This window comes from Streptococcus sp. FSL K6-1323 (assembly GCF_038630745.1).
GTDB lineage: Bacteria > Bacillota > Bacilli > Lactobacillales > Streptococcaceae > Streptococcus > Streptococcus salivarius_D.
This window is the reverse complement of the sequence record NZ_CP152039.1, coordinates 361,009-374,618: the sequence shown is the minus strand read 5'-3', so window position 1 is coordinate 374,618 and position 13,610 is coordinate 361,009. Positions and strand designations below refer to the sequence as shown.

Below are 13,610 nucleotides of genomic sequence, written 5' to 3'. Positions count from 1 at the left end.
ATTTTATTTGATGAATAGATAATTTGATTATCAAATCATTCATCGTTATTTTCTAGTATACCATAGTCCATCTAAAGGTCAACAGAAACTTAGAGTTTTTTAATTTGATACATCAAAACACCGAGTTCTACAACTCGGTGTCACTTCTATTTTAATAAATCTAAAACACCTACAAGGTTATCCAACAAGCCTTTGGCTGCACCTTGATCCATGCCAAAACGATTATCTTTAATGGCCCAAACCTCAACACCTGCAGCGACTCCAGCAGCAATCCCCTTTTCGCTATCTTCGATAATCAAAGCCTGATTTGCTTCCACATTCAAATGCTTCAATGCTGTCAGATAAATCTCTGGATTGGGTTTACTCTCTTTAAATTCTTCTCCTGAAAGAACCACATCAAAGAAACCATCCAAATGATTTTCCTCCAAAGCTCTAAGGATATCTGCCTTCACTGAGCTAGAAGCCAAACCTATTTTCAGCCCTCGAGATTTCACTTCATTCAAGACTTTCAAAACATCAGGAAAGATTAATTCTTTGTAGGGTAAGGGGTTGTCTTGTTTATAGGCATTATACTCTTCTTGTAAAGTTGGCACATCCCAGTTATCATAGTCATCTCTGAGAATATTTTCCCAAACTTGCTTGGTATTTCCACCTATAAAGAAAGACGGGGGTAAATGGTCGATTGAAATTCCCTTTTGAGCTAAGAAACTTGCACGTCGATCATAATAATATTTTTCAGTGTCAAAAAGGACACCATCCATATCAAAAATAATTGCCTCTACCACGGGATATCCTCCTTTTCTTTCCTTATTGTACCATAATCAGACTAAATCTTACTCGCTTTTAAAAACAATGTGACAAATTGTCAGAATTTTGCTATAATTGTAGAGTAATTTAAAATTTTTGGAGTAACTATGAAAGTCATCAAATTCGGTGGAAGCTCACTTGCTTCAGCCACACAGTTAGAAAAAGTCTTAAACATTGTAAAATCTGACCCTGAACGTCGCTTTGTCGTTGTCTCTGCCCCAGGTAAACGTAACGATGAAGATACCAAAGTCACAGACGCCTTGATTAAATACTATAAACACTACACAAAAGGTGCTGATGTCAAAGCTGACCAAGAATGGATTATTAACCGCTACCAAGCTATGGTAGATGAGCTAGGCTTCAAATCAACAGAAATGGCAAAGATTGCTAAATCTATCAACGATCTTGCCACTCTTCCGATTGAAGATAATGATTTCCTTTATGATACTTTCCTAGCTGCAGGGGAAGATAATAACGCAAAATTAATCGCTGAATATTTCCGTAATAATGGTATTGAAGCACGTTACGTTCACCCTCGCCAAGCTGGTATTTTTGTCTCAAGCGAACCTGGAAATGCTCGTATCCTTCCAGGAGCTTATGACAAATTGGAAGAGCTTCGTGAATCAGATGAGGTTCTTGTTATCCCTGGTTTCTTTGGTGTTACCCCTGATAATCAAATTTGTACTTTCTCACGTGGAGGCTCTGATATCACAGGTTCTATCGTTGCAGCTGGAGTTAAGGCAGACTTATATGAAAACTTCACAGATGTAGATGGTATTTTCGCAGCCCATCCTGGTGTCGTTCATGAACCACATTCTATTCCTGAGTTAACTTATAAAGAAATGCGTGAATTGGCTTATGCTGGATTCTCGGTTCTTCATGATGAGGCTCTACTGCCTGCCTATCGTGGTAAAATTCCGTTGGTTATTAAAAACACTAATAATCCAGACCATCCAGGCACACGTATTATTCTTGAACATAAGGGTGCAACTGTTCCTGTCGTTGGTATCGCGAGCGATGATAAATTCGTCAGTATCAATATGACCAAATACCTTATGAACCGTGAAGTTGGTTTCGGACGTAAGGTTCTCCAAATCTTGGAAGATTTAAACATCCGTTGGGAACACATGCCTTCTGGAATCGATGATCTTTCAATCATTATTCGAGAACGTGAACTTACCCCAATCAAAGAACAAGAAATCCTTTCTTACTTGACTCGTGAACTCGGTGTTGATGAAGTCGAAATTGAACATGGCCTTTCAATTCTCATGATTGTTGGTGAAAATATGAAAGACCACATCGGTGTTACAGCGACAGCAGCTAAAGCTCTCTCTGAAAAACATATTAACCTAGAAATGATTTCTCAAGGTTCTAGTGAGGTTTCTGTTATGTTTGTAATTGAAACTGAGCAAGAAAAAGCAGCCGTCAGAGCTCTTTACGATGCCTTTTTCCGTAGTGGCGACTAATCTAAAAACCTCTCCCTTTCAAGGGATAGGTTTTTTCTTTATGAGAAAAACTAAGCCAGCTCTTATGATATCTACTCCAATAGCCAATTCATAGATCAATTATGCATAGCTATTGCAAATCAAAAAACACTAACTTTCGTTAGTGCTTTTTTTTACAAGATGTTTTCGTAAGTTTCACGAACGGCATCTGGCCAAACTGAAGTTTGAACCTCACCAATATGTTTCTTACGAAGCAAGAACATAGCCATACGTGATTGACCAATACCTCCACCAATTGTTAGTGGGAAAAGGCCATGTAACAAGGCTTGGTGCCAATCCAATTTCAAACGATCTTGGTCGCCAGTAATTTCAACCTGACGTTTAAGGGCATCTTCATCAACACGAATACCCATTGATGACAATTCAAAAGCATGTCCTAATTGTTCGTTCCAAACCAAGATATCTCCATTCAAACCATGGTAACCATTCTCAGACTCAGTTGTCCAGTCATCATAGTCAGGTGCACGGCCATCATGTGGTTTTCCATCAGGAAGAACACCACCGATACCAATCAAGAATACAGCACCATATTCCTTGGTAATAGCATCTTCACGCTCTTTTGGTGTCAAATCAGGGTACTTCTCAACAAGCTCTTCTGAATGGATGAAGGTAATTTTCTTAGGTAAAATTGCTTCAATATCGTAACGTGCTTCAACTGCTAGCTCAGTCAAACGAATAACCTTATAAATGGTTTCAACAGTTTCTTTCAAATAAGCGATATTACGATGTCCGTCAGGAATAACTTTTTCCCAGTCCCATTGGTCAACGTAAACAGAGTGCGTTGCATCCAATGAATCTTCATCTGGACGAAGAGCCTTCATATTAACCACGAGCCCTTCACCTTCATTGAAACCAAAACGAGCCAAAGTATGGCGTTTCCATTTTGCTAATGAGTGAACAACTTCGTATGTTGCGTCAGGAATCTGAAGCACATTAACAGTTACAGGATTCTCAATACCGCTCAAATTATCCTGCATACCATCCCCGACCTTACTCAAAATAGGCCCTTGCACTTCAACGACGTCAAGTTTATCAATCAAATACTGTGTAAAAGTATTCTTCACAAAAGAAATTTCCTCTTGTTGATGAATGAAGCTCTTTTTCATACGCTCCTCCTTTAAAAAATCGATAAGCCTATTATACTCCTATTTTTCAGAAAAATAAAGAAATTTTCCAACAATTTTGAAAATTTCTTGTTTTTTATGTTAGGTTTTATCACATTTTCTTAGTTAGCTTCACAACTGCTTCTGTTCGAGCCGTATGAGGAAACATATCTACTGACTGGATATAATTAACATCATAAACTTTAGCCAAAGAAACTAGGTCTCTAGCCAAAGTAGATACATTACATGAAACATATACCATTTTTTCAGGAGTGTAGTCCAGTATCGTTTTAAGTAGCTTATCATCTAAACCAGTTCTAGGTGGATCCACAATAAGAGCATCTGCTCGATAACCTTCCTTGTACCAACGTGGAATGATATCTTCTGCTTTACCCACCTCATAGTGAGCATTTTCCAGTCCAAGTGATTTGGCATTCTTCCTAGCATCCTCAATAGCCTCAGGAATAATATCCATACCTCGAATACTCTTTACCTTATTTGCAAAAGCAAGTCCAATAGTACCAACCCCACAGTAAGCATCAATAAGATGTTCAGCCTTATCCACATCTAAAGCTTCAACGGCCTGACCATAGAGTACCTCTGTTTGTTGAGGATTCAACTGGTAAAATGCACGAGGAGAGAGCGCGAAGTTATAGTCCAATACCTCTTCTTGAATAGTGTCTTGTCCCCAAAGAATTTCCGTCTCTTGACCATAAATCTCACTGGATTTCGAATAATTATAATTGACAGCAATTGTTACGATTTCTGGAAAATTTTCCGTCAATTCCTTAACTAATTTTGTGAAAGAAACTGATTTAGAGGTTACAAAAATCAACTGAACCTGATTTGAACCCAAAGCACGTCGTATCATAACTGTCCGAATTCCAGCAATTTTGCGCTCATTATAAATTGGTAACTTGTATTTATCTAACAAATTTGTCACCTTATTCATAATGGCTTGAGTTAGCTCATCCTGAACTAGGCAATCATCAATATTAATGAGGCGATGACTCCCTTCCGCAAATAAGCCAGATTTAACTGAGCCACCAAAAGAACGGGTTTGAAATTGTAGTTTAGCTCGGTAATGTTGTGGTTGCTCCATCCCTATTGTTGGACGAATGTCATATGACTCAAAATTAGCCGGTTTAAACTTCTTCAAGGCTTGTCCTAACAAGTCAGTTTTAAACTCTAATTGCTTATCATAACGAAGATGCATTAACTGGCAACCACCACAATCTTCATAAATACTACATGCAGGTTCGACACGAAACTTAGAAGGTTTATTGATCTTTAATAATTTCGCCTGAACAAAGTTTCTCTTAACAGAAACAATCTGACAGAACACCTCTTCACCCTTCAAAGCCCCTGGTACAAAAACTAGAGTTTTCTTATAAAAACCAATGCCTTCGCCATTGATTCCCATGCGTTTTATCTTAAGCGGGATACGCTGTTTCACTTGTAAATTCATACTACCATTCTAACATTTTGATATAATAATAACTATGAAAATCACAAAAATCGAAAAGAAAAAGAGACTTTATCTCCTTGAGATAGACAAAAAAGAGAGTCTCTACGTTACAGAAGATACCATCGTTAAATACATGTTGACTAAAGAAATGATACTGGACAAAGATCAACTAGAGGATATTAAATCCTTTGCTCAGTTCTCGCATGGTAAAAACTTAGCTCTCTATTTTATTTCATTTAAACAACGTAGTGAGAAAGAAGTAAAAGATTACCTTTTTAAACATGAAATAAACCCTCATATAATTCCCAAAATTATTGATAATCTAAAAAAAGATCATTGGATTGATGATTACAAACTCCTAGAGAGTCTAGCTCAACAAAATCTGAATTCAGGTGATAAAGGGGCCTATGTGCTGAAGCAAAAATGGCTTCAAAAAGGTTGTAACAAACAAATCATTGACGATGTTTTAAGCCAATTTGATTTCTCAGAAATAGCCATTAGAGTAGCTTCAAAACTGTTACGAAAATATCAGGGAAAACTACCATCTAAAACCCTAAAAGACAAATTAACTCAAAGCCTTATCAATAAAGGTTTTTCATTCCAAGAAAGTAAACTAGCAATCGATTATCTAGAACTTGAAGCAGATGAAGAAAATGAACAAGCCCTCCTTTATAAAGAAATTGATAAGCAATATCAAAAATTTAGTAAAAAATACGATGGTTATGAGCTTAAACAACGCTTGACACAATCTTTAGCCCGAAAAGGTTATGACTTTGATGCGATAGCATCCGCTCTAAGAGAATATTTATAGGTATTCCCCCTCTTTTCAAAAAATTATGATACAATAAAGGGGATAACCCTTATTGTAGAAAGAGGACGCCATGAAATTACCAAAAGAAGGCGACTTTATCACAATTCAAAGTTATAAGCATGATGGTAGTTTGCACCGTACTTGGCGCGATACTATGGTACTAAAGACAACTGAGAATGCTGTTATTGGCGTTAACGACCACACCCTCGTTACTGAAGCAGACGGAAGACGATGGGTAACACGTGAACCTGCTATTGTTTATTTCCACAAAAAATACTGGTTTAATATTATAGCCATGATTAGGGATAACGGCATTTCCTACTACTGCAATTTAGCTAGTCCATATATTTTGGACCAAGAAGCACTAAAATATATAGACTATGACCTAGATGTCAAAGTCTTCGCTGATGGTGAAAAAAAATTGCTAGATGTAGATGAGTATGAAACACATAAAAAAGAAATGCATTACTCTCCTGATATTGACTATATCTTAAAGGAACATGTTAAAATCTTGGTAGATTGGATTAACAATGGTAAGGGGCCATTTTCACAATCTTATGTTAACATCTGGTACAAACGTTATCTTGAACTAAGGAATCGTTAAAGTTGTCATAAAAAAGACTAGTAATAAAACTAGTCTTTTTTTGCACTAAAAACTAATGCTTCGGAATCTAAATCCATATTCAAAAGATAACGCCCTTCTTCTACTTGAACAAGGTACCCTAATAATTCTAAAGCATCAACAAAAATATTCCTCCTTTTTTGAAGTGCATATTCCTTCCTAACGTATTTTAAAAGAAAAGTCGTAACATGTTTCAAAAAATATTCAGGATTAACATCCCCTAATATGTCATATAATCTATTCTGCTCTTCCGATAATGGTAGATTTTCACTTAATTTATAGAAATAATTTGAAATCGTAAGATCGTCTCTCGTTATACTCGTTTGTTCAACAATAACAACTTCATTAGTAGAATTACTTATCTCAGTAACAAATCTACGATTTAATAGTTCAAAATAACAAGTAGAATCATCATCAATAAAAAAATGCTGTTCTAAATCAATTTTAGAAGAATCTGACACAAGACTAATTAATAAACGATAACGTTTCTCGAATCGTTCAATATAGCCTGCTTTTACAAACTCCTCAATTAATTTATCGATATTCTTTTGAAAAGGAAACTGCCTTTTTATTGCTCTCAGGGTCACAGGCTGATTAAGATATAGATAATTCACTATTTTCATAAAAAAAGGTTGCTTACATAGTTTAGTTGGGTTAAATTGTATTATCATAAAAACTATTATACCATTAATCAGAGTACTAAAAAAAGGCCTACTGGCCTAATTTTACGCATTAAAGCTTTCAGTCAACTGAGGAACTACCTGTTTCTTACGAGAAACAGCTCCTTCAAGGAAAGCATGATTATTATCTAAAACAAAATTGAAAGCAGCTTCAACCTTATCAGTATTTGAACCAAGTGCAAGAATTTCTGAATTAGAATTAAGAATATCAGTAATCATTAAGACAAAGTCAGAGTAACCATTGTTTTTAATTGAGTTATTAATAGCTTCTTCAATTTCCGCTTGACGAGAAAGAACATCAGAAATATCAACTGTATTAACTTGTGCAACACGAACTTGATTACCATTCAATTCAAATGTCTTTGCATCAATGTCAATGAGTTCTTCAGCAGATTTTGAAGAAAGATTAGTACCAGCTTTAAGCATAGCAAGACCATATTCTTCAAGATTAACACCAGCAATTTCTGCAAGTTCAGCTGCAACTGCAGGATCTGAAGCATGTGTAGTTGGAGATTTAAGAAGAAGAGTATCTGAAATCAAACCTGAAAGAAGCAAACCAGCTACTTCCTTAGGAACCTCAACATTGTTTTCTTTAAACATACGATAAACAATTGAAGATGCAGATCCAACAGGTTCTAATCGCATCATTAATGGATTAGCAGTTTCAAAGTTAGCTACACGGTGATGGTCGACTACCTCAATAACTTCAACGTCCTTAATATCTGAAATAGATTGTTGAAACTCATTATGGTCTGTAAGAATAACTTGATTAACACCCTCAGACTGAGCTGATTCAACCACTCGTGGTGCTTCAACACCAAAATAATCAAGAACAAAAGCAGTTTCCTCGTTAGGAGTACCCAAAGCAACAGCTTCAGCATCAACACCAAGTTGACGTTTCAAATAAGCGTATCCATAAGAAGACCCGATTGCATCAGAATCAGGGTTTTGATGACCAAAAACAAAAACTTTAGACATAAATTCACCTCAAAATAGTATTATAAATTATTATAACATATAAAAAAAAGAAACAAAATAAAAAGAGTAACCTAAGTTACTCAAAATATAGTCCGTACGGGATTCGAACCCGCGACCCCCACCTTGGCAAGGTGGTGTTCTACCACTGAACTACGTTCGCATTTTATGCCGGCTACATGACTTGAACACGCGACCCTCTGATTACAAATCAGATGCTCTACCAACTGAGCTAAGCCGGCTAACTTTTCTAATGCGGGTGAAGGGACTTGAACCCCCACGCCGTTAAGCGCCAGATCCTAAATCTGGTGCGTCTGCCAATTCCGCCACACCCGCATATATGACCCGTACTGGGCTCGAACCAGTGACCCATTGATTAAAAGTCAATTGCTCTACCAACTGAGCTAACGAGTCTCAAATATTTCTATTTGAACGGTCCCGACGGGAATCGAACCCGCGATCTTCGCCGTGACAGGGCGACGTGATAACCGCTACACCACGGGACCTATGGGAGTTAACGGGATCGAACCGCTGACCCTCTGCTTGTAAGGCAGATGCTCTCCCAGCTGAGCTAAACTCCCTTTGCGCTAAGCGACTACCGTATCTAACAGGGGGCAACCCCCAACTACATCAGGCGTACTAGGGCTTAACTTCTGTGTTCGGCATGGGAACAGGTGTATCTCCTAGGCTATCGTCACTTAACTCTGAGTATTCTCAACTCAAAATTGAATATCTATACTGTATCAAGAAACCAAATCGTTGTCAATATGTCTCAGTTACTTTCTTTGGATAAGTCCTCGAGCTATTAGTATTAGTCCGCTACATGTGTCACCACACTTCCACTTCTAACCTATCAACCTGATCATCTCTCAGGGCTCTTACTGATATAAAATCATGGGAAATCTCATCTTGAGGTGGGCTTCACACTTAGATGCTTTCAGCGTTTATCCCTTCCCTACATAGCTACCCAGCGATGCTCTTGGCAGAACAACTGGTACACCAGCGGTAAGTCCACTCTGGTCCTCTCGTACTAGGAGCAGATCCTCTCAAATTTCCTACGCCCGCGACGGATAGGGACCGAACTGTCTCACGACGTTCTGAACCCAGCTCGCGTGCCGCTTTAATGGGCGAACAGCCCAACCCTTGGGACCGACTACAGCCCCAGGATGCGACGAGCCGACATCGAGGTGCCAAACCTCCCCGTCGATGTGAACTCTTGGGGGAGATAAGCCTGTTATCCCCAGGGTAGCTTTTATCCGTTGAGCGATGGCCCTTCCATGCGGAACCACCGGATCACTAAGCCCGACTTTCGTCCCTGCTCGAGTTGTAACTCTCGCAGTCAAGCTCCCTTATACCTTTACACTCTGCGAATGATTTCCAACCATTCTGAGGGAACCTTTGGGCGCCTCCGTTACCTTTTAGGAGGCGACCGCCCCAGTCAAACTGCCCGTCAGACACTGTCTCCGATAGGGATAACCTATCTGGGTTAGAGTAGCCATAACACAAGGGTAGTATCCCAACAACGCCTCACTCGAAACTGGCGTCCCGAGGTCATAGGCTCCTACCTATCCTGTACATGTGGTACAGATACTCAATATCAAACTGCAGTAAAGCTCCATGGGGTCTTTCCGTCCTGTCGCGGGTAACCTGCATCTTCACAGGTACTAAAATTTCACCGAGTCTCTCGTTGAGACAGTGCCCAAATCATTACGCCTTTCGTGCGGGTCGGAACTTACCCGACAAGGAATTTCGCTACCTTAGGACCGTTATAGTTACGGCCGCCGTTTACTGGGGCTTCAATTCATACCTTCGCTATTGCTAAGCACTCCTCTTAACCTTCCAGCACCGGGCAGGCGTCACCCCCTATACATCATCTTACGATTTAGCAGAGAGCTGTGTTTTTGATAAACAGTTGCTTGGGCCTATTCACTGCGGCTGACCATAAGTCAGCGCCCCTTCTCCCGAAGTTACGGGGCCATTTTGCCGAGTTCCTTAACGAGAGTTCTCTCGCTCACCTGAGGCTACTCGCCTCGACTACCTGTGTCGGTTTGCGGTACGGGTAGAGTATAATTAACGCTAGAAGCTTTTCTCGGCAGTGTGACATCACTAACTTCGCTACTAAACTTCGCTCCCCATCACAGCTCAATGTTATAGATATAAGCATTTGACTCATATCACACCTCACTGCTTGGCCAGACACTTCCAATCGTCTGGTTTAGTTAGCCTACTGCGTCCCTCCATCACTATATACTCTAGTACAGGAATATCAACCTGTTGTCCATCGGATACACCTTTCGGTCTCTCCTTAGGTCCCGACTAACCCAGGGCGGACGAGCCTTCCCCTGGAAACCTTAGTCTTACGGTGGACAGGATTCTCACCTGTCTTTCGCTACTCATACCGGCATTCTCACTTCTATGCGCTCCAGCACTCCTCACGGTACACCTTCTTCGCACATAGAACGCTCTCCTACCATACCTATAAAGGTATCCACAGCTTCGGTAATATGTTTTAGCCCCGGTACATTTTCGGCGCAGGGTCACTCGACTAGTGAGCTATTACGCACTCTTTGAATGAATAGCTGCTTCTAAGCTAACATCCTAGTTGTCTGTGCAACCCCACATCCTTTTCCACTTAACATATATTTTGGGACCTTAGCTGGTGGTCTGGGCTGTTTCCCTTTCGACTACGGATCTTAGCACTCGCAGTCTGACTGCCGATTATATCTCGTTGGCATTCGGAGTTTATCTGAGATTGGTAATCCGGGATGGACCCCTCACCCAAACAGTGCTCTACCTCCAAGAGACTTAACATCGACGCTAGCCCTAAAGCTATTTCGGAGAGAACCAGCTATCTCCAAGTTCGTTTGGAATTTCTCCGCTACCCACAAGTCATCCAAGCACTTTTCAACGTGCCCTGGTTCGGTCCTCCAGTGAGTTTTACCTCACCTTCAACCTGCTCATGGGTAGGTCACATGGTTTCGGGTCTACGACATGATACTAATACGCCCTATTAAGACTCGGTTTCCCTACGGCTCCGTCTCTTCAACTTAACCTCGCATCATATCGTAACTCGCCGGTTCATTCTACAAAAGGCACGCTCTCACCCATTAACGGGCTCGAACTTGTTGTAGGCACACGGTTTCAGGTTCTATTTCACTCCCCTCCCGGGGTGCTTTTCACCTTTCCCTCACGGTACTGGTTCACTATCGGTCACTAGAGAGTATTTAGGGTTGGGAGATGGTCCTCCCAGATTCCGACGAGATTTCTCGTGTCTCGCCGTACTCAGGATACTGCTAGGTATAAAGACTATTTCGAATACGAGGCTATTACTCTCTTTGGCCTACCTTCCCAGGTAGTTCTTCTATAATCTTTAAGTCCACGTTGCAGTCCTACAACCCCGAAGAGTAAACTCTTCGGTTTGCCCTCTTGCCGTTTCGCTCGCCGCTACTAAGGCAATCGCTTTTGCTTTCTCTTCCTGCAGCTACTTAGATGTTTCAGTTCACTGCGTCTTCCTCTACATTACCTTAACAGTAATGAGTGACAGGCATAACCTGCCGGGTTCCCCCATTCGGACATCTCTGGATCATTGCTCACTTACAGCTCCCCAAAGCATTTCGTCGTTAGTCACGTCCTTCATCGGCTTCTAGTGCCAAGGCATCCACCGTGCGCCCTTATTAACTTAACCTTATTTTGGTCTTTCGACCTAACTCATTAAATATTCACAGCGTTTCGGTTTATTTTCTTGTTACTATCTATATGTAATTAATTACATATGGAATTTGATATAGATATTCAATTTTCAATGGACAATACTTGAATCTTGCGATTCAATGGAGCCTAGCGGGATCGAACCGCTGACCTCCTGCGTGCAAAGCAGGCGCTCTCCCAGCTGAGCTAAGGCCCCACAAGACCTCTCAAAACTAAATAAGAAACTCAAGTACATTCCGTTTTTCCTTAGAAAGGAGGTGATCCAGCCGCACCTTCCGATACGGCTACCTTGTTACGACTTCACCCCAATCATCTATCCCACCTTAGGCGGCTGGCTCCAAAAGGTTACCTCACCGACTTCGGGTGTTACAAACTCTCGTGGTGTGACGGGCGGTGTGTACAAGGCCCGGGAACGTATTCACCGCGGCGTGCTGATCCGCGATTACTAGCGATTCCGACTTCATGTAGGCGAGTTGCAGCCTACAATCCGAACTGAGATTGGCTTTAAGAGATTAGCTTGCCGTCACCGACTCGCAACTCGTTGTACCAACCATTGTAGCACGTGTGTAGCCCAGGTCATAAGGGGCATGATGATTTGACGTCATCCCCACCTTCCTCCGGTTTATTACCGGCAGTCTCGCTAGAGTGCCCAACTGAATGATGGCAACTAACAATAGGGGTTGCGCTCGTTGCGGGACTTAACCCAACATCTCACGACACGAGCTGACGACAACCATGCACCACCTGTCACCGATGTACCGAAGTAACTTTCTATCTCTAGAAATAGCATCGGGATGTCAAGACCTGGTAAGGTTCTTCGCGTTGCTTCGAATTAAACCACATGCTCCACCGCTTGTGCGGGCCCCCGTCAATTCCTTTGAGTTTCAACCTTGCGGTCGTACTCCCCAGGCGGAGTGCTTAATGCGTTAGCTGCGGCACTGAATCCCGGAAAGGATCCAACACCTAGCACTCATCGTTTACGGCGTGGACTACCAGGGTATCTAATCCTGTTCGCTCCCCACGCTTTCGAGCCTCAGCGTCAGTTACAGACCAGAGAGCCGCTTTCGCCACCGGTGTTCCTCCATATATCTACGCATTTCACCGCTACACATGGAATTCCACTCTCCCCTTCTGCACTCAAGTTTGACAGTTTCCAAAGCGAACTATGGTTGAGCCACAGCCTTTAACTTCAGACTTATCAAACCGCCTGCGCTCGCTTTACGCCCAATAAATCCGGACAACGCTCGGGACCTACGTATTACCGCGGCTGCTGGCACGTAGTTAGCCGTCCCTTTCTGGTAAGCTACCGTCACAGTGTGAACTTTCCACTCTCACACTCGTTCTTGACTTACAACAGAGCTTTACGATCCGAAAACCTTCTTCACTCACGCGGCGTTGCTCGGTCAGGGTTGCCCCCATTGCCGAAGATTCCCTACTGCTGCCTCCCGTAGGAGTCTGGGCCGTGTCTCAGTCCCAGTGTGGCCGATCACCCTCTCAGGTCGGCTATGTATCGTCGCCTAGGTGAGCCGTTACCTCACCTACTAGCTAATACAACGCAGGTCCATCTTGTAGTGGAGCATTTGCCCCTTTCAAATAAATGACATGGGTCATCCATTGTTATGCGGTATTAGCTATCGTTTCCAATAGTTATCCCCCGCTACAAGGCAGGTTACCTACGCGTTACTCACCCGTTCGCAACTCATCCAAGAAGAGCAAGCTCCTCTCTTCAGCGTTCTACTTGCATGTATTAGGCACGCCGCCAGCGTTCGTCCTGAGCCAGGATCAAACTCTCATTAAAAAATTTAATAATTGTTCGAGCGTTAACTCATTACCGTCGTCTGACGATTTATTCTTGTAAATTGACAGGTTATAATTTCTTCTATAACCCTGCACTTGGTTTCTTATTCAGTTCTCAAAGGTCTTTGTCTCTC

General features: G+C 41.6%; 8 protein-coding genes, 7 tRNA genes and 3 rRNA genes. 3 read left to right on the top strand and 15 right to left on the bottom strand.

What is annotated here, in order from left to right; genetic code table 11:
• Positions 1 to 146 precede the first annotated feature (146 nt).
• Entirely contained in the window at positions 147 to 785 is a 639-nt protein-coding gene (locus NST80_RS02000; RefSeq protein WP_084871143.1) for an HAD family phosphatase, read from the bottom strand.
• A 129-nt stretch (positions 786 to 914) separates the two neighbouring features.
• Here NST80_RS02000 and NST80_RS01995 point away from each other — a divergent pair, with 129 nt between their 5' ends.
• Positions 915 to 2,273, top strand: coding sequence for an aspartate kinase (locus NST80_RS01995; protein WP_002890033.1), 1,359 nt, complete (start codon positions 915 to 917; stop codon positions 2,271 to 2,273).
• A 152-nt stretch (positions 2,274 to 2,425) separates the two neighbouring features.
• Here NST80_RS01995 and asnA read toward each other — a convergent pair whose 3' ends face one another.
• Together asnA and rlmD are read right to left on the bottom strand one after the other, a co-directional pair.
• A complete protein-coding gene (gene asnA, locus NST80_RS01990) occupies positions 2,426 to 3,418 on the bottom strand; it encodes an aspartate--ammonia ligase (protein WP_013990097.1) in 993 nt (330 codons plus the stop codon).
• A 109-nt stretch (positions 3,419 to 3,527) separates the two neighbouring features.
• Entirely contained in the window at positions 3,528 to 4,883 is a 1,356-nt protein-coding gene (gene rlmD / locus NST80_RS01985) for a 23S rRNA (uracil(1939)-C(5))-methyltransferase RlmD (protein ID WP_002886646.1), read from the bottom strand.
• A gap of 34 nt (positions 4,884 to 4,917) precedes the next feature.
• Here rlmD and recX point away from each other — a divergent pair, with 34 nt between their 5' ends.
• Positions 4,918 to 5,694 (top strand): recombination regulator RecX, encoded by a 777-nt coding sequence (gene recX / locus NST80_RS01980; protein ID WP_183138102.1) that lies wholly within the window; start codon positions 4,918 to 4,920, stop codon positions 5,692 to 5,694.
• Positions 5,695 to 5,764: 70 nt separating this feature from the next.
• A complete protein-coding gene (locus NST80_RS01975) occupies positions 5,765 to 6,298 on the top strand; it encodes a DUF402 domain-containing protein (RefSeq protein ID WP_002886644.1) in 534 nt (177 codons plus the stop codon).
• 29 nt (positions 6,299 to 6,327) lie between these two features.
• Here NST80_RS01975 and NST80_RS01970 read toward each other — a convergent pair whose 3' ends face one another.
• From NST80_RS01970 to NST80_RS01915, 12 genes are all read right to left on the bottom strand, one after another.
• Entirely contained in the window at positions 6,328 to 6,987 is a 660-nt protein-coding gene (locus tag NST80_RS01970) for a DUF1803 domain-containing protein (protein ID WP_002886642.1), read from the bottom strand.
• A 54-nt stretch (positions 6,988 to 7,041) separates the two neighbouring features.
• Positions 7,042 to 7,974, bottom strand: a complete 933-nt coding sequence (locus NST80_RS01965; RefSeq protein ID WP_002886641.1) for a manganese-dependent inorganic pyrophosphatase — start codon at positions 7,972 to 7,974, stop codon at positions 7,042 to 7,044.
• 91 nt (positions 7,975 to 8,065) lie between these two features.
• Positions 8,066 to 8,126, bottom strand: a tRNA-Gly gene (locus tag NST80_RS01960).
• Positions 8,127 to 8,140: 14 nt separating this feature from the next.
• A tRNA-Thr gene (locus NST80_RS01955) sits at positions 8,141 to 8,213 on the bottom strand.
• 12 nt (positions 8,214 to 8,225) lie between these two features.
• Positions 8,226 to 8,307 (bottom strand) — tRNA-Leu (locus NST80_RS01950).
• Between the two features lie 5 nt (positions 8,308 to 8,312).
• Positions 8,313 to 8,385 (bottom strand) — tRNA-Lys (locus tag NST80_RS01945).
• Positions 8,386 to 8,404: 19 nt separating this feature from the next.
• Positions 8,405 to 8,477, bottom strand: a tRNA-Asp gene (locus tag NST80_RS01940).
• 2 nt (positions 8,478 to 8,479) lie between these two features.
• A tRNA-Val gene (locus NST80_RS01935) sits at positions 8,480 to 8,552 on the bottom strand.
• Positions 8,553 to 8,557: 5 nt separating this feature from the next.
• Positions 8,558 to 8,673 (bottom strand): 5S ribosomal RNA (gene rrf / locus NST80_RS01930).
• Between the two features lie 83 nt (positions 8,674 to 8,756).
• Positions 8,757 to 11,656: ribosomal RNA gene (locus NST80_RS01925) — 23S ribosomal RNA — on the bottom strand.
• 146 nt (positions 11,657 to 11,802) lie between these two features.
• Positions 11,803 to 11,875: transfer RNA gene (locus tag NST80_RS01920), tRNA-Ala, on the bottom strand.
• 54 nt (positions 11,876 to 11,929) lie between these two features.
• Positions 11,930 to 13,477: ribosomal RNA gene (locus NST80_RS01915) — 16S ribosomal RNA — on the bottom strand.
• The 16S, 23S and 5S rRNA genes sit together here with 7 tRNA genes alongside, the layout of an rRNA operon.
• Between the last annotated feature and the right edge of the window lie 133 nt (positions 13,478 to 13,610).